The following is a 23336-nucleotide window of genomic DNA, read 5'->3' on the forward strand; positions in this document are numbered from 1 at the left end:
ATAAGGTTAAGGTAACAGGTAACAGGTAAAGAATTTTCTCCCCATCTCCCCATCTCCCCATCTCCCCATCTCCCCATCTCCCCATCTCCCCATCTCCCCATCTCCCCATCTCCCCATCAACCTGTATTTCTCATTCCTGCGGCAATACCGTTAATAGTTAATAATGCTCCTCGTAGTAGCTCACCTTTACTGTACCGGGAATGAATGATAGCAGGGGTGCTACTGTTCTTATACTGTCGGAGACGTTTGAGCAGAGAAACTTGGATAAAACCTAACGGTACAATTGTTCCATTACGTAACTGTACTGAACGCTGCAAAATAGGATCACCATCTAAAAGTCGTTGGTGTCCAGTAATTTTTAAGACTAAATCCCTGGTGAGATAGAATTCACTAGCAATTTGCTCAAACACTTTCTCAAACCGGGGTTTATCTTCTGGGTTAGACAATTCTTGTACATAATGACGCGCCATTTCCATGTCTACTTTAGCCAAGGTCATTTCTGCTTTAGAAATTACCATTTTTAAGAATGGCCACTTAACGTAGAAATAACGGAGTAATTTGAGGTGTTCCTCCGGTTGTTCATTTACGAACTCTTGTAAGGCTGTACCCACACCATACCAGGAAGGTAACAAAAACCTGGTTTGTGTCCAACTAAATACCCAAGGAATAGCTCGCAAACTGCTTAAATCTTTTTTACCAGATGGTCGTCGTGCTGGACGAGAGCTAATTTGCAATTGGCTAATTTCTTCGATTGGGGTAACTTGGTGGAAGAAGTCGATAAAATCAGGTTGTTCGTAGATAAGAGCGCGATAATGCTGACGCGACGCATGAGCTAATTCTTCCATAATCTCATTCCAGGGTTCAATATCATCGAACCCAGTTCGCAACAAACTAGCTTGTATTACTGCACTGGTAATAGTTTCTATGTGATACAAAGCCAAGTCTAGCAAGGAATATTTAGAAGCTAAAACTTCCCCTTGTTCAGTAATTTTAATGCGTCCATTAATACTGTGTCCTGGTTGAGCTAAAATCGCCTCATAAGCAGGTCCACCACCCCGACCGACAGAACCACCGCGACCGTGGAAAATTCGCAATTGTAAGCCGTATTCTTCAGCGATTTTCTGAAGAGATTTTTGAGCTTTATGAATTTCCCAGTTACTGCTTAAGAAACCAGAGTCTTTATTACTATCAGAATACCCCAGCATCACTTCTTGTAAGTTGGGGTTGAGGATGAGGGAAGAGGGGGAGTTGGGAGGCTGGGAAGATGGAGCGGTATGTTCTGGATTAATTGCCTCATAGCCACCTGCTAAGAAAGCTCGATAAAGGGGGAGTTCAAACAGTTGTCGCATGACGCTTCTAGACCGTTGTAAGTCTTCTACCGTCTCAAACAGCGGTACAACTCGAATTGATCCTACAGCTATAGCCGGGTCAAATAAACCTGCTTCTTTGGCTAAGAGCAAAACTTCCAAAACATCGCTGACTTCCCGACACATACTAATAATGTAAGTTTGGCAGATGTTGAGGCCAAATTCTTGTTGTAGCGATCGCACGATCCGGAAAGTTTCAACTACATCATTAGTTTTTTCCGAAAATGGTAATTCAGCCGGAATTAACGGCCGTCTGGTTTGCAGTTCTCCCGTTAACCAAGCAACCCTTTGATCTTCCGATAGTTCGTTGTAAGCTTGGGGTAAAATTTGCAAATATTCCAGAATTTCATTGAGTGCATCCGAGTGACGAGATGATTCTTGACGAATATCTAACTGGGTGAGGTTAAAGTCAAAAATTTCCACCTGACAAATCAGATTTTCTAGCTCTCGACAACTTAAACCTGTTTCTGTCAAGTTATGTTGAATTAATCGCAGTTCCGCTAAAAATTCAGCCCCGGAACGGTACATGGGAGCATCTTCATTTGTGGGAGTTTCCCGCTTATATAAAGCCAGATTGCGATCGCTGGTATTTTCCAGTCTTCTGAGTACATAGGCCAGCTTTAGCCGATAAGGTTCTTGACGATAACGTAAAGCCAGAGCATCATACACATCACTCAAAGTAGATTGATCTAACTCTAGCGACTCCAGCAAATCTGGCAACACATCGCTCCAGTGCATAGACACACTTAATAATTCAATCAGTTGCTTCACTGACTTAATGTATCTTTCCAAAACCATCTTGCGCTGATAGCAAGCAGTTTTCCAAGTTACTTCTGGTGTTACCGATGGGTTTCCATCCCTGTCTGAACCGACCCAAGAACCAAAAGAGCAGAAATTTGTACTGGGTGGTTCTAACCAAGGAAACGTTTGGGCTAGGGAGTATTTGATGCGTTTATAAAGTTGGGGAATACCATCAAATAACACCTCCTGGAAGTAGTGCAGAGCATAATCTACTTCGTCTAGCACTGTAGGTTTAAATTGATGCAGTTCATCTGTACGCCACCACAAACGAATTTCTTCTAACAACCGCTCTCTCACTTCTGCGGCTTCCCAAGGATAACCACCAGAACGATTTTCTAAACTATCTAGTTGTTGGAGGAGGTCTACTACTTGGCGTTGTTTATCGCGGATCGTATGACGAACAATTTCTGTAGGATGTGCAGTGAAAACCAAGCGGATATCAAGTTGAGAAATCAGCCGTTGAATTTGCTGAGGTGGTACATTCAGTTTGAATAACAGGGGAAATAGAGCCGCAAATGTACCCTTTTGTTTAACTGGGGTAGTGTCCGTCCAACTTTGTGTCACCACGTCTGCTTCTAACGCCTTGGTGACAGGTAATTCATCTTCTCTTTGGTTAGTCGAATAAATAATATTGGGAAGATTTTGCTGATCTATAGTGCCTGAATCAGAATAGCGGGTCAATTGCTGTTTTTGCTCGTATTCCTGCTCAATGATGTTAATTAGCTGAAAATAAAGAGCAAATGCACGAGCCGCACGAATCGCTTCGTTAATATTTAGCTGTTCAATCAATTCCACAGCGGAGGCGGCTTGATCATTTGTAGCTTGTCCTTCTGGTGAACACAAATCGCGTAACTGCCGCAATAGATCCACCATTTTCTGGCCGCATTCTTGCCTAAGAACCGACTCCCACAATTCCTCTACGACCTGTAGACGATGACGTAAGTAAAAATTTTCAGACATGGGGTAGATATTCGCTGTTGGCGATGAAGAGTATAAAAGGGAACCCATATTCTCTGCTCTATTAAAGCCAATTACTGTTTGCAATTCTAGTTTTTTACTGGTTGCTATTTCTAGCTCGATGATGATTACCCAGAACCGATAAAGGTTATGTATACAGCGTATTGCAGGTACATGAAGTACACAATTTATGTGCTTTCCTCATGCAGCAAGAGGATTTTACTGCTCACCGCTGTTGTAATTGTCAGCTTTGGTTTAGTTCCTGTTGATCTGGGAAGTTGAGAATGGGGAGGCGATCGCCTCGAAATACTTCTTCACTGGCTGTGCCTAAAGTTGCCAGTGCCTGACCAGTTGCCTTGTCGGCTACAAGTAGCAGTAGCATAGATGCTGTAGCTATTTGTAAAAGACAAGATTGGGGAATACTAAACAAAATCAGATTTAATCCCGGATTGGGTGATGGGTGTTGGGTTACAAGTGACATTGCTAATTCTTAGTAATGGGGAGATGAGTAAAATAGAGGCAAAACTCAATGTTCAGAAGACGTGTAACCTTAATAAGACTATCTTTGCCCATTTTGCAAGCTCCAAAGGTAACAAAATTGTTAAAAAAAAACTGCAAAATGTGATAATTCTATGATTCTAGTTTACAAGTACAGGCAAAATTCCCCCATACTCGTTTCCTGTTTAATTTAGCTTCATAATGAAAACATTATTACTTGATCGCCAGCAAACCTTAGTACAGTGGGTAAGCCAAGCAACAGGGATTAGCACTTTCGGGGTGAAAGTCCAGTTGCTGGGAAATGACCTGCATATCCTTTGTGAAGGTACAGACTGTCCAAGACGTTGGCACACTCTTTCTGACTTACTACAAGCACTTGGGCAAACCGATTTAGATAGCCTCACAGATGAGGGACAATCCTCAATATACCAAGTATTGGTGTATGGTCGAAAGAAAGGAGAACATCGTCCTCAATGGTGTCATCGGGTCTACTTGAATCAATTAGATCGACATCTAGAGCAGGTAGAGCAAGCACTGTTATCAGCAGCCAAAAAATCAAACCTACTGGGTGGGGCGCTGATTGTCTCTAATGAAAGTTTGGCACGCCAAGGCAACCCAGATGCGATCGCTCGTTATTTGAGTGAAAACCTGAGTAATTTAGGTGTGGCAGTACAAGTTAAAAGTAAGCCCTATCAGTCCAAAGCCAACGCCCAAAAAATAGGTAATCGTCTCTGGATATTTTGCCAATCAAGTTATAGCCCTGATGCCACTTTATTAGCAGAACCAGTAGCCCAACAGTTACGACATCTCAAGCTGGCCGGCTATGAAGATGCTGTTATTGTCTCTCAAGTTCGGGGTGAGAGTGAGCCTGATTGGCGGTTACGGGTGGATTTAACCCCACAAGAAACAATGCTCAAAGAGTGGGCGCGTTGGGGGGATATACAAGCGATCGCTCGCTTATTAACTGAAGTCTTGTCAGATTTCAAAGTTGCCGTTCAAGCTTCTTTAAAAGAATTTACCCTACATATTTTTTGCACTCCATCTGTTGATCCATTAAAGACTGCACCGCCACCAGATAAAGAGGTTTGTTGCCAGTTAATTCTCACCCACCTAGAAAAGATCGCTCCCCAAGGTATTCTTGCTGCTGCTGTATATGGGCAAAAAACAGATGATAAGCAACCTGCTTGGGTAAATTGGTTGTCTTTGCCCGCTGCACAACATCCCGCTTTAGCCACATCAACGCTGGAATTAGGTACTGCTGGGGATCAACCAGCTATGATTTTTCTATTGGAACGTCTGCTAAATCAGGATATGGAGTGGCGGTTAAAAACAGGCGGTATTCGCGTCTTATTGCTGCATAAAGGGGATTTACTGCACGTGATGTGTGATGCCCCTAATTGTCCCACAAGACAGCAAGTAGCCAGCAAAGTCACTCAATTTATTCGCCAACTCAATATTGTTGGCATTGCCGGCGTGAGAGTTTATGGTCGTCGTGCTGGAGATAATCAACCTGTTTGGCATCACGGCATTGATTTTGGACAACGCCACCGATTAGTGCCAGAAGCTACACCAGAATTTGCTGCTACCGCTGAATATGTCAGTGATTTACTCACAAATGAAACTAATGAGCCAATTTTACGCCCTGACTTAACAACCCAGGAAGTTCAAAATTTGGTGAATGAAGTAGCGCAAAATTGGCTAGAAACTGCCCATAAACAAATTAGAAAATTATTTTTAGGAACTCAACTATTTGCAGAAACTAACCAGTCAAACGAGCATAATCCTGATGAACAAGGACTATGGGTAAGTCTAGTATGGGTAGCATTGGGATTAATCCTCACCGTCCAAAGTGATTGGATGTTAGGTTACGTAATTACTCGCACTATCCCAAATTCACCACCAGCTAATAATGCTTTATCTTCATCATCTTCACAGTCTCAATCTTCTTTAAAATCAGGAGAAGAACAAGATCAGAAAACATCATTTTTTACTAACAGCAATAACGCAACATCTTCTCAGTTTGGTAATTCGGCTTTTAATGCTTCTGGCTTTACTCAAAATGATAGTCCAGCGGAAAAATTGCCATCTGCACCATTAAAACAAAAAGCCAGTGCCACGGCTATTCTATTAGCAGCGCGATCGCAAATGCCCAGTTTTAATGCTAGGCAACTAGATGAGCAACTAGCACTTTATAAACAACGTTTAGCAACCACCGGCAAACCACCAGATGTGCTGATTATTGGTTCTTCTCGCGCCTTGAGAGGAGTTGATCCTGTTGCTCTTTCTAAAGCTTTAGTAACTCAGGGTTATGCAAAAACTGATGTATTTAACTTTGGTATTAATGGTGCTACAGCACAAGTTGTAGACTTTATCATTCGTCGAGTTTTAGACCCATCAGAATTACCTAAACTTATTATCTGGGCAGATGGTTCTAGAGCTTTTAATAGTGGTCGTGAAGATATCACTTTTAATGCGATCGCCGCATCTAAAGGCTATCAAGAAGTATTAAAAAAAGCCACAAAACCAATTACTAACAATAATTCATCTACCCAAGAAGTAACCGCATCGAAAAATGAAATCATTAAAGATGAGGCAGTCAGTGTTAACGGCTATCAAGTTGCTAATGAATGGCTAAATCAAAATTTAGCTAGTATATCTGCAAGTTACACAAATCGTGACCAAATTAAAAATATACTTCAAAAACAACTCAACTATTTACCATTTACTAATAACTATCAGCAAGTTACACCAAAATCTAACCTAACAACCAATCCTGAAGAGGATAATTCCCAATTAGCAGTTGATTTTGATGGCTTTTTGCCATTATCTATTCGTTTTAATCCTGCTACATACTATCAAAATCATCCCAAGGTATCGGGAAGTTATGACAATGACTATAAATCTTTCCAATTAGTAGGTGAGCAAGAGTCTGCTTTACAATCAGTGATAGAATTTACCAAAACCCAAAAAATAGCTCTAGTGTTTGTAAATATGCCACTTACAGCAGATTACTTAGACACAGTGCGGACAAAATACGAGCAAGAATTTCAACAATATATGTTAGATGCTTCTACTACTCATACCAACTTTATCTACCGCGATTTAAGCAAAATCTGGCTCAAAGCAAATGACTACTTTTCTGACCCCAGTCATCTAAACCGCTACGGAGCTTATGAAGTCTCTAAAAAGCTGGCAGTTGACCCCATGATTCCTTGGACTGTTAAATAAATGGTTACTGGGAAGATGAGAAGATGAGGAAAATTAATTACATTTTACATTTTGCCTATTCCCTGACTAATGACTAAAAAATGAAGTTTATATCAATTTTTTACGGGCTGTTTTTACTGAGTACCCTGGGAATCTACTGGACTGTAACCGAACAAAAGTTACGATTGTGGATACTGCTTATCGCTAGTATTGTATTTTACTCATCTTGGCACATCCAGTATTTACCCTTACTCCTGGTACTTACTTTTATTAACTTTCGTCTAGGTCTAGAAATTGGTAAAAATACCTCACCAGGTAAACATTCCCAAGACTGGCAAATTTCTAATGAAGAATGGCGAATTGCTCAAGCTGACTGGAATCTTAATCGTCTCAAGATTTTGTGGTTTGGGATAATTTTAAATGCAGGACTACTACTAAGTTTTAAATATCTACCTATTTTGTTGAAATGGATATTTAACTTGCCTTTAGATTCACCAGATGCACCTTTTAAATTAATTTCACCCTTGGGAATTTCATTTTTTACATTTGAGTGTATCGCTTATTTAGTAGATGTCTATCGTGGTGCGCCGGCTACTGATCAATTTTTGAAATTTGCTACTTATAAATTATTTTTCACTAAACTAATTTCTGGACCAATTACTCGTTACCATAATTTAGCAGTTCAATTCAATACACTACGATTTCCCAGTGTAGATAAATTAGCAGAGGCTTTATGGTTAATTGCTAGAGGAGCAGTTAAAAAAGGTATTCTCGCCGATAATCTGGGAATTTTTGTGGATTTATGTTTCGGTAACTTACAAAGAGCAGGAAGTACCGATTTGTGGTTAGCTACTTTGGCTTATGGGTTGCAGTTATATTTAGATTTCAATGGCTATGTTGATATTGCTCGTGGTAGTGCTTTGCTTTTTGGTTTAGTTCTCCCTGAAAATTTCGATTTTCCCTACTTTAGCACCAGCATTGCTGATTTTTGGCGGTGTTGGCATATAACTTTAGGTGACTGGTTGCGTAATTATCTATACTTTCCTTTGGGTGGTTCCCGTCGGGGATTGATGCGTACCTGCGGAAACTTATTGATAGTCATGTTAGTTGCTGGTATCTGGCACGGTTCAGCATGGGGTTTTATGATCTGGGGAGCATTGCATGGTACAGCCTTAGCGGTTCATCGTCTCACGGATGTGATGAGCGATCGCTGGAAAATTCTCGAACTATTTTGGCAAAACCCTCTAGGGCTAATTTTTGCTTGGTTATTAACCCAGTTCATGGTTTTCACTTCCTGGATTTGGTTTCGTCTTCCTAGTCTTCAAGATTCTGTTTTAGTAATCCAAAATCTTTGGGGTCGTACTGCTGATGCACAGTTTCTTGAAAAAGTCTATATCGAAGCTCTAAACAGCAGCCCACAGCAAATATCATGGTTACTGCTGGCTTTAGCTATGCTAATGGGTATATCCTATGTCTTTAAGCAAGGAATGAAGTTAGAGCTTAGTTGGCCAATCAAACTTGTTTTTGTACCTTTATGCTTCTACGCCGTTTGGTTACTAGCGCCTGAAGGTAGCTTACCCTATATCTATTTTGATTTTTAGCTTGCTTAAACAGTAGAAGCCTCTCACCTATCCGCAAGGGAGGTGATGAGAGGAATTGCGAGACAAAAACGAAACTTCCATAACAGGAGGAGAGAGAAATAATGCTAATTTTTATTAGCTAAATTCTCAACAGTGGAGAGGAACTCATGCTCTAAATAGGGTTTGGTCAAATAGGCCGTCGCACCTAATTCTTGAGCCAACTGACGATGTTTTTCAGAACTACGAGAAGTGAGAATCACCACTGGTTTTTTAGACCAAGCTGGATGTTGACGGATATGACTTAATAATTCAAATCCATTCATCCTGGGCATTTCCAAATCAGAAATAATCACTTCCACCTCTGGATGTAACTCCAACTGTTCGATTGCTTCTACACCATTTTGGGCTGAAAATACTTGATAGCCATACTTTTGCAAAGTCATCACAATAGTTTGTCGGACACTAATAGCATCATCGATGATTAAAACTACTTTGGCTAATTTTGGGGTTATCCCTGCATAATAATTTGGTGGAGATTCAATAGTATTCAGGGCAACAGATGCAGTAAGTAGTGGTGTAGATGATATATGATTATGATCAGCCGACATTGGTAATGCTTGTTTCTGAGACTCAGAAGTTGTTGGTAGATTCCTCACATCAAGTGTGGCCTGCATCTGTTGAGAATCTATCAACATAGTGCCATCAATGACTAAAATCAGGCTGCCATTAGCTAAACTACTACATCCATAAATATATTTGGGTGGACTAATGGCACTACCTAAAGGTCTGATGACTAATTCTTGTTCACCAATAATTTGATCAACTTCTAAACCCAAAATCCCCTGATTTCGTTTGAGTAGAAGCACAGGATTTTTCATTATTTCGGTATCAGCACTTCTGGGTATGTTATTTAAATAATTGCTGCCAACCACTGAACCATTGTAATACACTAAACTTTCAAGTTTAATGAGGTTGACGACAATTTCATCCTCCCCTGAATGCCAATATAAAATTTGTTTGCCTTCAAAGTCTTTGATTTGCTGTTCAGAGGGAATTAGTATTTTCTCAATACTATCTAGCAGTAAAGCATAAACAATACCCCCGGACTGGACTAGCATGAGTTTATCTGTGGTCATAGAAAAGGGGATTTTAAGTATAAATGTTGTTCCTTGATGGGGCGATGATTGTACTGAAATCACGCCATTAAGAGATTGCAACTGAGTACGAACAATATCTAATCCCATACCACGTCCAGAAATTTCACTCACCTTAGCAGCGGTGGAAAATCCAGGAGAAAACATGAGATCGATCAGTTCGGATTCAGTCTGGTTGTAATTATAGTCTTGATGGTTATGATCATCTGGTATGAGATTAAGTTCAATAGCTCGGTTGCGAATACTTTCTAAATTTAAACCTTGACCATCATCTCGAACTTCAATTATAGTTTGATTTCCTTGATGATAGGCACAAATTTCTATGCAACCTTGTTCTTTTTTACAAAGTTCACGGCGAATTTCTGGAGATTCTATGCCATGATCAAAAGCATTACGAACTAATTGCAATAACGGATCATAGAGTTTTTCGGCAATAGCTTTATCTATGAGAACTTGTGTACCTGTGAGTTTCAATTCTACATTTTTGGCATAGACATTTCCCAGCTTGCTGACCATTTGTGGAAAGCGATTGAGGATAGTTCCTAAAGGTAGCATTCTTGCTTCTGCTAGGTTATCTATAATGCTAAGAGTTAAATTATATTTTTTCTCACTAATTTGAGCAGATTGTTTAATGAGTAAATCAAGAGATTCAGATGTTTCTTGTAGTTGCAGTGTTTCCTCTAGAGCTTCATGTAATGTCAGATTAAATTCTGTATAGACATCCATTTCTAAAGCATCAAATTTTACGGCAGATACTTTTTGGCTGGTTTCTATGGAAAAATTATTGCCTTGCAATGGCAAATCGCGTAATTGTTGTAAAACTGCTTGATGTTTGCTTAATTTCTGACTTAATTGCTCAATTAATTCTATAATTTGATCATCATATAATGTGCGCCGTTTTTGATAAATCAGCAATTCACCTGTTAAGTAATTGAGGCGTTCTAATCCCTCTACATCTACACGTACAAATGAAGATTGTCGAGAATTTTTATTTGGGGATGCTGAGGATTTATCTTCTACTTCTCTATTCTTAGTTTCGGTATCATCAGTAATCAGTTCATAGGTTGAATCAGGAGTATTTGTAAATACCGGATCACTAACAACTGATGATGTGACGCTTTCTAAATAATGATCATTTTTAACTTCTTCTGCGGTATGAGTTGCTAAAGATTGCTCGGCTGCTTCTGGGATAGTGTCTCCTCCCCATATTTCCTCTACTAGATTATAGTCAGTCGGGGTAACTACCGAGGTATTTGTTTCTTTAATCACTAATAATTCTTGCAACTTAGGATGGTCAAGCCATTTTTTTTCTTCCTCTGTGACAGATGGATACTGTTTATATTCTTTTCCTAATTTACGGATTTTTTTTCTGAGTGTGCTGATAACTAAGATAGCATTATCATTATTTTTAACTGAATATTCAAATTCAGCAACTGCTAGGAGAATTATGAACACAACACCCCGACGATAAAGACAAAGGTTTTGTTGATCTTGTTTATCTTCAAGAAAATCCAGAAAGTCATTAAGCCAAGTTTGTAGATAATCTTCGGAATTATATCCAGGATCTTGAGGAATTAATAAATCTAAATTCAGGTCAGACTCTGGTATTTGTTTTTGGTGATTAAACCAGCCAAAAATATAGCGAATTACCTTTAAGTAAAATTTAGCATTTGCTGGTTTTAGAGGCTCATTATTTCTGTCTCTAGATGTAGTTAAAAATTGATAAAATTCGGTGGTGAGGCTAAAAAATTTGTTAGCAAAGGTGTTGTTAGTATGGACAATAGCTGAATTTTGTTTGGGAACTGTAGCTAAAGAGCTATGAGTATTTGTTACAGGTGACTCATCTTTTTCCAGCTTTGTCAGTGCTTGCAAAGCAGCAGAAGGTGAACCTCCAAGGGTGCGATCGCCAGCCAAAACCGCTTTTTGTGCAGCTTGTAAATCAGCTAAAGCGATTTCTGCTACTTGAAATGCTTCCTGGGGATGAACTACTAGTGCAGTGATAATTGTCTGAGATAGTTCTCTCAAACCAGGTAGATTTAAGGATTCAGCTAAACCTAGAAATACCTCAGCTTGAGAGTTTAAAAACTCAGCTAATTCCTGATTATTTAGTGAATTATTAATAGCTTCAGTAATACTTTCTAACCGTTGTTTTACACCTACTTCAAAAATAGACTGGACAATATCAAACCCTAATTCTTCAGAAGTAGGAATATGATCTTCAGCCCCAAAAGCATCACCTAATTTTGTTTGTAGTTGAGCAAATGCAGAAGTTGCCCTTTGCAGAAGTTCATCACGATTAATATTATTTGATGTCAATTCTGCGGTGACAGCTAATTGAAGACATTCATAAGCTTCTAAGAGTAGGGTTTGTAATTCAGTATCTATAACTACGTCAGGACTATATAAAGCTTTAAAGATGTCTTCTAAAGAATGGGCGATCATCTTAATTGTATCTAACCCAACAGTAGCTGCACCTCCTTTGATTGTATGAGTTGCCCGCATTAAGTTATGAACTTTATTTTTGCTATGATCTTCTAAAAAGCCAAATAAATCTTGTTCAATTGCTTGTAATAATTCTGGGGCTTCAGCCAAAAAATAGGCATAACCTTGTTCGCGAATTTCAGTGTCTGTAATCATAAGTTTTGATTTTAAGTGTAGGAATTAACAAAGGAGTCAGGATCGTAGGGGCGAAGCATTCGGTTGATCAATTCTCAATTTTTGCCCAATATTGAAGTCCGAATGCTTCGCCCGTACAGGAGTCAGGAAAAATGTAATTGTTCTCTGTTCCCTGCTCCTTATTACCCATCTTTTACTTGACTTTGAATTTGCCAGCAGTCGTTAATAAATCCTGTGCCATTCCCGATAAATTTTGGAACACAGTCGCAATTTCCTGAGATTCGCCAAAGGCTTTGTTGGCAATTGAGGCTACATCATTCATTGATGTTGTTACCGTTACTGACTGGCTCATTTGTTTTTGAGTTGCTTCAGTAATACGCTCAATTAGTTGACTAATTTCCGCAGTTGCAGAAACGATGGCATTTAAGTTTTGACGGGTTTCACTCACTAAGTTAGTTCCTTCTACTACTTGCTGAATACCCATTTCCATTGCTACAGCAACTTCCCCAGTTTCAGCTTGAATTTCTTGGACTAATTTTTCAATTTCGATGGTGGCTGCTGCTGACTGACGAGATAAAGAACGCACTTCATCCGCTACGACTGCAAAGCCTTTACCATATTCACCGGCGCGAGTAGCTTCAATGGCAGCATTCAAAGCCAGTACGTTGGTTTGTGAGGCAAAGTTGCTAATCAAGTTCACAACTTTGGAGATTTTTTGTGATGATTCACTCAGACGTTTAATCTTTTTACTGGTCTGAGCGACGGTTTCACGAATGGCCTGAATAGCATTTACTGTTTGGTTCATGGCGGTATCACCAGAATCTACAGTTTTGTTGGCCTGTTGTACGGCGACTTGTACTAGTTGGGCGTTGGCTACTACCGCTTGGGTAGAATCTACCATCTGTTGCAGATCGCTTAAAGCTTGAGTGATTTCGTCGGACTGTTCCTTGGCTAAATCAGTCAATCCTATGAGTGAAGAATTACTGGTAATAGAGGTTTGGGCAACTTGTTGAGAAGCGGTTTGTACCTGAATGACGATTTGCTGTAATGCTTGCAGCGTGCCATTGTAAGCATCAGCAATTGTACCTAATTCATCTTCGGTAATGGGAGCGCGGACTGTTAAATCACCACTAAGTGCGGGGCTAATGGCTCTAAGTAGTTGGATGGAACGTTGTTGCAGTAATTCTTTGGCGGCTTTTTCTCTTTGGGCGGCTTCTGAAAGTTTGGCAGATTGAGTTTGTAGCTGTTTTAAGTATTCTGTTTGTTGTAAAGCTAGTCCCAATTGATCACCAATCCGTGAGAGCAAGTTAGTTTCTGATTCTTCCCATTCACGAGGTGCTGAGTTTTGATAAGTTGCGAGTAAGCCCCAAAGTTTTTCTGCAAAGAAGATGGGAACGATGATATAGGCTTTGGCTTCATAACCTTCTAATATCTCAATGTAGCAGGGGTCAAGACTAGCTTGATAAAGGTCATTCACCACCAAGGCTTGACCTTTGCTATAGTTGCCTCCCTGAGTTTTTTGTAAACAAGGATCATTTAGGGTTGTTTTGATACCTGGACCCACCAGTTTCACCCAACCACTAGCGACAGATTCAGCAACAAATTCTCCACCCCAATCGGACTTAAATTGATAGACAACTGTGCGATCGCATTTTAGTAATTGTCTTACTTCTTGAGTAGTGGTTTTAAATATCTCTTCTACTTCTAAAGACTGACGGATGCGGTTAACTATTTTGGTGAAGGATTTTTCTTGTTCAGCTATCTGAGCTAGTTTTTCAGATTTAGACTGTACTTGTTCTAGATAATCTATCTGTGATTTGGCTAGACTAATTTGCAAGCCAATTTGTTCTAAAAAGTTAATTTCCCTGGTTTGCCATTCACGCATTCCAGAATTTTCATAAGCTGCGAGTAAGCCCCACAATTTTTCTCCATAGAAGATGGGAACTATCATGTAAGCTTTAGCTTCAATCTGTTCTAAAATCTCTACGTGACATTGGGCATGACCAACTTTATAAATGTCGTTGACAACGAAGTTTTCACCCTTGGCATATCTGCCACCTTGGGTTTCTTGCAAGTGGCTATCTTCCCAAACCATTTTAAAGTCAGGGGTGACAACTTTTATCCATCCACTTGCTACTGATTCAGCAATAAATTGTCCACTCCAATCAGGGCTAAATTGATAAACACCGACGCGATCGCATCTTAGTGCCTGACGGACTTCTTGTGTAGCTGTTTTGAAGATTTCTTCTAAATCTAAAGATTGACGGATGCGGTTGACGATTTTGTTGACAGTTTTTTCCTGTTCAGCCAGTTGACTGATTTCCTGAGATTGCAATTTTACTTGTTCTATATAATCTAACTGTGATTTAGCTAGACTAAATTGCAAACCAATTTGTTGCAAAAAGTTGATTTCTGAATCTTTCCATTCACGGGGTCCAGTGTTTTGATAAGCTGCCAATAAACCCCATAATTGATCACCAAAGAAAATCGGCACAATTACATAAGATTTGGCTTCAAACTGTTCTAAAATTGCAATGTGGCAAGGGGCTAAACCTATTTTATAGGTGTCATTAACCACAAAGTTTTCCCCTTTAGCATACCTACCACCTTTGGTATCTTGCAAGTAGGTATCATCCAAGACGGTTTTAATATTTGGCCCGACTAATTTTGTCCAACCAGTACCGACTGATTCAGCTACAAATTCTCCACCCCAATCAGGTGTAAATTGATAAACGGCAACGCGATCGCATTTTAGAGATTGGCGAATTTCTTGCGTTGTAGTTCTGAATATATCTTCTACATCTAAGGATTGACGAATGCGGTTAACTATTTTGTTGATAGTTTTTTCTTGTTCCGCTATCTGTGCTAATTCTTCTGTTTTTAAGCGGACTGTTTGCAGATAATCTATTTGGGATTTAGCTAGGTTAAACTGCAAGGCAATTTGAGTCAGAAAGTTGACTTCTGAGGTTTGCCATTGACGAGGGGCAGAATTTTGATAAGCTGCCAGTAATCCCCACAATTGATCACCAAAAAAGATGGGGACATTGATATAGGCTTTGGCTTCAAATGTCTCTAATAGTTCTAGATAGCAGGGAGTAATATTTTCTTGATAGATATCATTTACCCACAAGCTCTCACCTTTGCCAAATCTAGCTCCCTGAGTTTCTTGTAAGAAGGTATCTTCCACTAAGGTATTGATATCTGAACCGACAAGTTTTACCCAACCAGTTGCTACTGATTCAGCAACGAAATTACCACTCCAATCTGGGTTGAATTTATAAATGGCGATGCGATCGCATTTAAGAGCTTGACGAGCTTCTTGAGTGGTGGTTTTGAAGATTTCTTCTAGTGCTGAGGATTGACGAATGCGGTTAACTATCTTAGTTAAGGCTTTTTCTTGTTTAGCAATCTGTTCTAATTGTTCAGATTGTTTTCGCACTTGTTCTAGATATTCTCCTTGGGAGATAGCCACACCAAATTGCAAACCAATTTGAGTTAAAAAGCTAACTTCCCAGTCTTGCCATTCCCTCGCTCCAGTATTTTGATAAGCTGCTAGTAAACCCCACAATTTTTCTCCTGAGAAAATGGGAGCAATGATATAAGCTTTGGCTTCAAACTGTTCTAAGATTTCAATATGACACTGGGCTAAACCAATTTTATAGGTGTCATTAACAACAAATGTTTCACCCTTGGCGTATCTTCCACCTTTGGTTTCCTGTAAGTGGGTATCTTCCCAAACCATTTTGTAATCAGGGGTGACGATTTTTATCCAATTGTTACCCACTGATTCGGAGACAAATTGTCCACTCCAATCTGGGTTAAATTTGTAAACACCAACGCGATCGCATTTTAGTAATTGACGGACTTCTTGTGTCGTGGTTTGAAAGATTTTATCTACATCTGGCTGTTGTAAAATCTTGTTGATAACTTTAGCTACTGATTGTTTGGCTAATACTGATTGTTTCAGTTCTTTTTGTAGTTCTAGTCCCTGCAATCTGTAGGTAATTTCTGTGCTAATTTGGGCAAGTAAAGTAATATCTGCCTCTTGCCATTGTCGTTCTAATCCACAACTATGGAGTACCAATAAACCCCATACTGTATTATCTATCAAAATCGGCAGACTTAAACTGGCTTTAACTTGAAATTTATCTAGTAGTTGCTTTTGATATGGGGTAACTTGAATTTGATTAATGTCGTCTATGACTACGGCTTCAATATAATCTTGATTGGTATATAAACCAAACAAAATAGCCGGTAGATTTTCACTTAAGGATGGTGTCCAACCTGTGGTTCTTGATTCTGCTAAAACCGTACCAGCATCAGAGTTAGTAAATTGATAAATTAAAACGCGATCATTACCAATTTTCTCCCTAATTTGGGCAACAGTTACCTTTAGTAAAGAATCTAAGTCTGGGGCTTGACGCATCTGCGATGTTATATATTGAAAACGTTGTCGCCAGACTTTAAATTCCTGAGAAATAGCATGAGATGTCAACACATCATTACGATTAATATTTTCGCCTGTGTTACCATTTTGTTTGTCTGATTTCTCTACTTCAGCAAAGATATTGCCTCGGTCTTCATTACTTTGATATAAAGTTGTCATTTGCTTAACCTCAATACTTTTTAAGTTACTAATAATTGGAACTTTCGAGTCACAAAATCTTCAATCCTACGATGCAATTTAACTATTTTATTAGTTGTCACAAGGATATTTGTTAGTTATGGCTACTCCACATTGGCGATTGGATAATCGCCATAGCATCTAAATTGAAAATCATCTGCTCTGAGCCATTCGTCAAGTATCCCTGCAAAAAAGGTGACATGGCTGGATAAAATAAATCAGGAGAGGGAATTTTCATTTCTTGGGTATCCAACCACTCAATATCTGTCAATTGACGCACCAAAAGACCCAAGTATTTACCCTCATGTTCTAGCACAACTGCCATCATTTTAGTGAGTAAATTTGAACCTTGCAACAGAGGTGGATAACCTAACATTTCTTCTAAATCAACTAACCACAGCATTTCGCCACGCCAACTATAAATACCCAATACACAATTAGGCATCTGTGGAACTACGCATATTTCAGTTAGTGATATTCGTAATACCTCCGTGATATGCTGTAACGAAATTATGGCTTGGTCTCTAACTCCCAAATTAAAACTTAAAAATTTTTGTTTGGTTTCCAAAGTCACTTTTCTTCTTCCTTGATGATTTTGCAGTCACTATTCTATTTAATGTTGAAAACTAAATTATAAATAGTGACCATTTTTTGGGGTAATTCCTGAAATTTGCTGGTAAAACATAAAATTCAGAAGCTAATATTAATAGAGTTCAGAAAAAATTGATCATGAAAATTTGTAATTTGACAAACCTTCTGAATATTCGCTCCTGAATTTCAGCTATTTTCTATTTGTTGATCAATTGTTTCAAAGTCTTTTCTAATTCTTCCTTATCTACTGGTTTTGATAAATAGGCTTTAGCGCCCAACAAATTACCCCACATTTTATCTACTTCACTATTTTTGGTAGAGCAGAAAACTACAGGTATTTGATTAGTATTGGGGTTATTTTGTAATTCTCTGCAAATTTCATAACCGCTTTTACCAGGTAGAATGACATCCAGTAGAATGACATCAGGCTTATTAGCATCTATTTTTGTTTGTGCCTCTTCACTGCTAGTAGCAGAAATTACAGAATAACCTGCTTGCTTCAAGTAACTACTAATAATTTCCATATCAGTCAAGCCATCTTCAACCACTAAAACAGTACTCATGATAACTACCTATTAAATTATGTTTTCAACGGGGAAATAAAGACTTAGATATGAAATCAGACAGATTAATATAGCACTAGTCTGTACTGTTATTATATCTTGAACCATTGTATAGATATTTCCATCAGGAAACTTACGTGTTCAACATAAATTTACATGATCTAAGTTCATGATTGTCAGTGCTATTAAAAACTCCCTCAAAAGCTCAACAGAGAATAAAAGACAATTTGATTACAAGTGTCTCACAATCAAATGTATAGTTTATAGATAAACTTAATCCAAGTATAAATTAAACATCAGCCTAACTAGAAGTTTCTAAATTAGCTGTATTTCTAACATTTGATTGAGCCTGTACGGGTAAATACTTACGGATTATACCCATAACTCGATCAGCCACTATTGGTTTAGAGATAAAATCTGTTGAGCCAACTACCTTAGCACGTACTCGATCCAAAAGACCATCATTACCAGTTAAGATAATTACTGGTGTATTAGCAAAGGCTGGAATGCGCCGTAATTGAGTACAAATTTCATAACCGCTGGCTACAGGCATAATTAAATCCAAGAAAATTAAATCTGGCTTTTCCTGAATCAGAATCGGTAAAGCTTGAATAGCATCTTGAACCTTAGTAAACCTGAGTCCATTGGTGGTGATAATATCCTCCAGCATTTTACAAACCAGCGGACTATCATCCACACAAGCTATCAGGGGTACAATTCTCCGATTCATTGGATTTCTGGCTTGTCTAGGAGTAGAGTTTTCACCATCACTAGCTTGTAGAGGTAAATCAGGTAATTCGACTAACTCAATAATTCCTTTGAGTATATAGGGAAGCAAGGAACGAGCGACAGGCATTACATCCTGTTTCATTTTGACTGCCAGTTCTCGCAGAGTGTATTTGCCATTAATTAAATTGACAAAGTTTTTGTATACAGAGGCACTAACCATCTGTTGGAGTTGTTCTGGTCTCCGCAGGATTGGTGATGAGTTAGGAGAAACATTAGCCAATCCGACTTGTGACCAAACTGCCCATGAGTCCTGCATTTGTTTAATAGACATATCTGCACTTGTAAAGCTCATGGGCATATCTAAGATCACGTCCTGACTGAGATGACAAGTTACAGAAGCAAAATCAACCGCTTGTGCTAAATCAAAAAAAAGTTCTGCAATTGTGTTTTCGACAATAGATTGAATTTGTTCTCTTTGGATTTTCTGCCTTTTGTACAAGATATCCAAGAGGTTATAATCCCAGTAGTCGATAGCAAAATCTTCAGTTCGACAGCGAATCTTCTCTAGGTCAATATCGGGGCAATATTGAGCCATTTGTCTACGCCAGCGTCTAAAGGGATGAGTACCACCTGTAGCCCAAACGATGCGTCCGAGGCGATAGTAGAAAGCCCATTGACGGTCTTTAGCACCTTTAATACTTAATTTGCCATTGTATTGAAATTGAGTGCAGGTTTTAAACTCATTTAATAAGTTATGAGATTCTATGAGTTCTGAGTTGGTCATACTTTGTTCCTTGGAATCAATAAGTCAGCCTCTAGAGAATCTAATACTAGCTACCCAGAAGTAAGTCATGATCTAAAAATTGACAAAAATATAATATGTTTGTTGTTTTCACGATCTGAATAGCATCCTTTGTTTTCCTATGTAATTGTTTTACAATATCTGTTTGGTCTTGATTTAATACTTTACACCCTGTTGATATTTTTGAGAATAAATGGTTAAGCCATTGGATTGGCTAAAGAGCAATATTTAAGTATTTAAACTTATTTAACACTTAGAATCTATTTTACTCACTATTCCATTATACGTTATCAGTAAAATTTCTGAATTTACAGTTGGCAAAATTATTATATTTGGTATTTTTGGAATTTTTTCTAAATGAATATATGTAACTTCAAGTTTTTTTTTGACTGACTTTAATAAATTACAAGTAAAATCACTGCCAAGGTAAAAAATAATACCAGCTTAGAGCAAAAATTATCAGTTAGAAAAAAAGTCCGCATTTGCGGACTATGGACATTGGATAAGGTTAATTTGTCACCAAGAGAGCCTAAAAGATGTTAGACCTGTTTATATTTTTGCTGACTAAATATAAAAAATCAAGTTTATGAAAGTAATGTTTAAGACATAACTACAGCAATTATGTCTGAGAAATAACACATTTTCAAGCTCATAAATCCTACTTCTTGAAAAAATCAGGGATATTTTTGTTCATAAATAGGACTTATGCAAGTGTTACACCAAAAATCTGTTGTAGGGTGCGTCAGATATCAACAATCGGTTTATTTGCGGGATTTATGCAGTCTGACGCACCCTACCAATGTGCAAGTTGCGTAAACACTCAGACATAATTAAAGATATTTTGTCTATAATTTTCCCTATTCATCTGAAAATAATAAAAGACCTTATAAGTAACAACTTATAAGGTCTAACGATTTTTAGGTACAGTTAAGAGAAATACTAATTAAAGCAACTTGCTAGTGATCATTGATCAGTTAGCACTGATTTTCGATCAAGCTGTATCAGGTGAGAGTAGGTCATTACTCTACTGATAAAACTCCGTCCAAGTTGGCGAATATCTCAAACTGGCGACCTAAAAACCCACAGGTCAATTACCTGAATACTCTACCAGAGCTAATCAAATAAATGTAGCCACATTGGCGTTGTTTTAGACCTATGGTCAATCATAATTATGAAGACAACTTAACTTTTTGGGTTACATCCACTAACTGGTAAAGCTTATCTTCAAATTTTTGGCTACAGGCTGACCAATCGAATTCTAAGATAGAAGGACGAGCTTGCTGAGATAATTGAGCTTTTAGTTCAGGATTTTCCAGAATTGCAATGATTTTTTCTGCAAAATCTTTGGGACTGTTGGGTTGAGCAAGAAAGCCATTATAACCAACTATTACTTGTTCAGAAGTTGAAGGAGCTAGAGCAGCAACTACAGGAGTACCAGAAGCTAAAGCTTCGTTATTTGTAGTGCAGAAGTTTTCTGTGACGGAAGGGTTAATAAAAATATCTGCTCTGGCGAACCATCCCAAAAGTTCTGTACCGTGAGATTCACCCCAAATAGTGACACCAGATGGATAATTTTGAGCGCGGCGACTAATTTCCTTGTCTAATGGTCCACTACCAACAATGACTAAATGAACATCAGGAATTTTAGCAGCAATCAAAGGATAAGCATCTAAAAGTTGAGTAACATTTTTTTCTGGTGTGATCCGGCCAACAAATAAAAGTGTTGGTCTTTTATCGTCAGGAATGGGATCATAACAGATATTGCGGGGATGGAATTTTTCACAATTAATGCCTTGATAGGGAACGTATTCACCCCGTTGACATTTAAGTTGTTGATATTTAGTTAGTTGTTCTCTAGAAGAAAATAAGTTGAGACTATAAGCATCACTAAACTGCTTAACTAAAATAGGAACTATGGGACGTAGTAATCCGAAGAATACATCACCTAAATAATATCGGATATAGGCAACGATATCGGTATGAAAAATGGAGATGATTGGGGTTTTAGTTCGTTTTGCATAATTAACTCCTACAGGCCGTCCATAACCTTGTAGGAAAAATGAGTATAACCCTCTCATCTGTGCAGCTTCTTCAACGATGATGATGTCAGGCTGAAACTTTTCTAGTAGTTTGGTATCGCTCCAATGGCGATAGTTCAATGGTTGGGGTAGAGATTTATAGAGAATCAGTGGTTCTGTGGGAAAAGCGTAAGATGAGAAGTTGGGAAAATGTTGGAGTTCTTCTAGTCCCGACATGGGACGATTACCGACTTGTTTAGAATACTTATTATTGATTTGTGGGTGGATGAGAAAAACTTCGTGTCCTTGCTCAAGCAACCAATAAACTCGTTGATGCACTGCAACTGATACTCCTGTTAAAAAGGGAGCATATAAGCCAGTAAATAAGGCGATGCGGAGAGGTTGTTTTGTCATGGTTGCGGGAAATTATTTCATGAATGTGCTGGATTTAGGATTTACGCAGCAACTATCATGAAACCCTTGGTTTCTGCGCTGATAATTAATAAAATGCCCGAATGAAATTACAGAGAAATTTTAGGATCAATTGGTTGGTCTAACCATTGATAAGGATGATATTCAACTAAGCGAATATGCCAAGGACTTTGAATGCGATAGGTAAGTCCGCGCCATGTAACTGTTGACATCCTGATGGAAGATAACATTGCTAAACCATAAACCCATTGTGTGCAGGGAATAGCAAGCAACATTTTCATGATTGTGGTCAGTGAAACTTGAGGAACTGGTTGATCTTGAGCGCGAATTATTTCTTGTACTCCTAGTTCCATGACTAGCATTAATAAGAGTAGTCCGATGGTGTAGATGCTGTAGGATTTAAATAAGGAAAATGCCTGATTCCATTCTGTTGCTAACAACAATCCTAAAGCTAAGATGATAGTGAGCATGGGAAATAGAATACTAGAAATAGCATCACTAACTAAAGCTAACCAATTGGGATGATAAAGTCGGGAGCAAAGTATTAAGCGTTTGAGAGATATCAATAAGTTGGGTAAATCGCTTTCTTCCCGGTTTAACATTAACAAGGAAGGGACAAATTTAATCTGCAATTTGTGTTTTTTGATAACTTTGTGCAGGAGCATATCGTCCCCAAAAGCTTCTCCCCATTTTTCCAGTAGTTCTGTTTGGTTTAGCACTTGTTTTTTAATTGCTAAACTACCACCCCAAGGAACTTGAAATAGGAACATTTGCACGACGGTGGAGACATTACCGGCATAGCGTACTAAGGAACCCCAATATTTACCTGTGGGTACATACCAACGGTTTCCTGTTGTTAGTCCTACTTTTTCATTGGTGAGGGGACTCACTAATTCTCTTAACCAATTGGTATGAACTATAGTATCAGCATCGACTAATGCAACTACTTGGTAAGAGTCATCTAAATCGGAAACAGCTTGCACTAAAGAATTGCATTTGAGACTACAATTGTGGCGGACTGTTCTCAAGGTGCTAATTTGACAATTAGTTGCACCCATTTCAGTGATGACTTCTTTAGCGATTTTAAAAGCTGGATCTTCTGGACTATCGACGATCAACTTTAAATCGTACTCTGGGTAGTTTTGTTTTAAGAGCGATCGCACACAATTAGGTAAAAACGGATCAGCACCTCGTAAACAAAGAATTACTGCCGTTTTTGGTAGCTGGTCATCTGATAGTAATGGTTGTTTGTATGAACGCAGATACAATAAAAATATCAGCGTTAAACAGACCTGAATTACTAGCCAACTTATCAAAGACTTAGATAGAAATGCGGTCAAATCTTGCATAGAATTAGGGGATTTGGGACTGGGGATTGGGGATTGGTGGGATAGGGA

At 38.5% G+C, this 23336-nt stretch carries 11 protein-coding genes; 2 read left to right on the forward strand and 9 right to left on the reverse strand.

The annotated features are described in order from the left end of the window. Window positions 1-116: 116 nt before the first annotated feature. Window positions 117-3176: a phosphoenolpyruvate carboxylase gene (gene ppc, locus VB694_RS09470; RefSeq protein ID WP_323360065.1), complete on the reverse strand. Its 3060-nt coding sequence runs from the start codon at window positions 3174-3176 to the stop codon at window positions 117-119. 193 nt (window positions 3177-3369) lie between these two features. Continuing rightward, window positions 3370-3606: a hypothetical protein gene (locus tag VB694_RS09475; RefSeq protein ID WP_323360066.1), complete on the reverse strand. Its 237-nt coding sequence runs from the start codon at window positions 3604-3606 to the stop codon at window positions 3370-3372. 218 nt (window positions 3607-3824) lie between these two features. Here VB694_RS09475 and VB694_RS09480 point away from each other — a divergent pair, with 218 nt between their 5' ends. Together VB694_RS09480 and VB694_RS09485 are read left to right on the forward strand one after the other, a co-directional pair. Then, a complete protein-coding gene (locus VB694_RS09480) occupies window positions 3825-6851 on the forward strand; it encodes a DUF1574 domain-containing protein (RefSeq protein WP_323360067.1) in 3027 nt (1008 codons plus the stop codon). A gap of 80 nt (window positions 6852-6931) precedes the next feature. Beyond that, window positions 6932-8431 (forward strand): MBOAT family protein, encoded by a 1500-nt coding sequence (locus tag VB694_RS09485; protein ID WP_323360068.1) that lies wholly within the window; start codon window positions 6932-6934, stop codon window positions 8429-8431. 104 nt (window positions 8432-8535) lie between these two features. On the opposite strand, the gene VB694_RS09490 is transcribed toward VB694_RS09485, so the two are convergent. From VB694_RS09490 to VB694_RS09520, 7 genes are all read right to left on the reverse strand, one after another. Beyond that, window positions 8536-12201, reverse strand: a complete 3666-nt coding sequence (locus VB694_RS09490; protein ID WP_323360069.1) for a hybrid sensor histidine kinase/response regulator — start codon at window positions 12199-12201, stop codon at window positions 8536-8538. A gap of 172 nt (window positions 12202-12373) precedes the next feature. After that, window positions 12374-16786, reverse strand: coding sequence for a GAF domain-containing protein (locus tag VB694_RS09495; protein ID WP_323360070.1), 4413 nt, complete (start codon window positions 16784-16786; stop codon window positions 12374-12376). Window positions 16787-16898: 112 nt separating this feature from the next. Further along, on the reverse strand, window positions 16899-17372 hold the full coding sequence (locus VB694_RS09500; protein ID WP_323360159.1) for a chemotaxis protein CheW: 474 nt from the start codon (window positions 17370-17372) through the stop codon (window positions 16899-16901). A gap of 220 nt (window positions 17373-17592) precedes the next feature. Next, entirely contained in the window at window positions 17593-17958 is a 366-nt protein-coding gene (locus tag VB694_RS09505; protein ID WP_323360071.1) for a response regulator, read from the reverse strand. A 301-nt stretch (window positions 17959-18259) separates the two neighbouring features. After that, window positions 18260-19471 (reverse strand): response regulator, encoded by a 1212-nt coding sequence (locus VB694_RS09510; protein WP_323360072.1) that lies wholly within the window; start codon window positions 19469-19471, stop codon window positions 18260-18262. A gap of 1187 nt (window positions 19472-20658) precedes the next feature. Further along, entirely contained in the window at window positions 20659-21921 is a 1263-nt protein-coding gene (locus VB694_RS09515) for a glycosyltransferase (RefSeq protein WP_323360073.1), read from the reverse strand. Between the two features lie 107 nt (window positions 21922-22028). Then, window positions 22029-23288 carry a glycosyltransferase family 2 protein gene (locus VB694_RS09520; protein WP_323360074.1) on the reverse strand — a complete coding sequence of 420 codons (1260 nt, stop codon included), beginning with the start codon at window positions 23286-23288 and terminating at the stop codon, window positions 22029-22031. Between the last annotated feature and the right edge of the window lie 48 nt (window positions 23289-23336).

This window comes from Anabaena sp. UHCC 0451, from assembly GCF_034931405.1.
Taxonomy (GTDB): domain Bacteria; phylum Cyanobacteriota; class Cyanobacteriia; order Cyanobacteriales; family Nostocaceae; genus RDYJ01.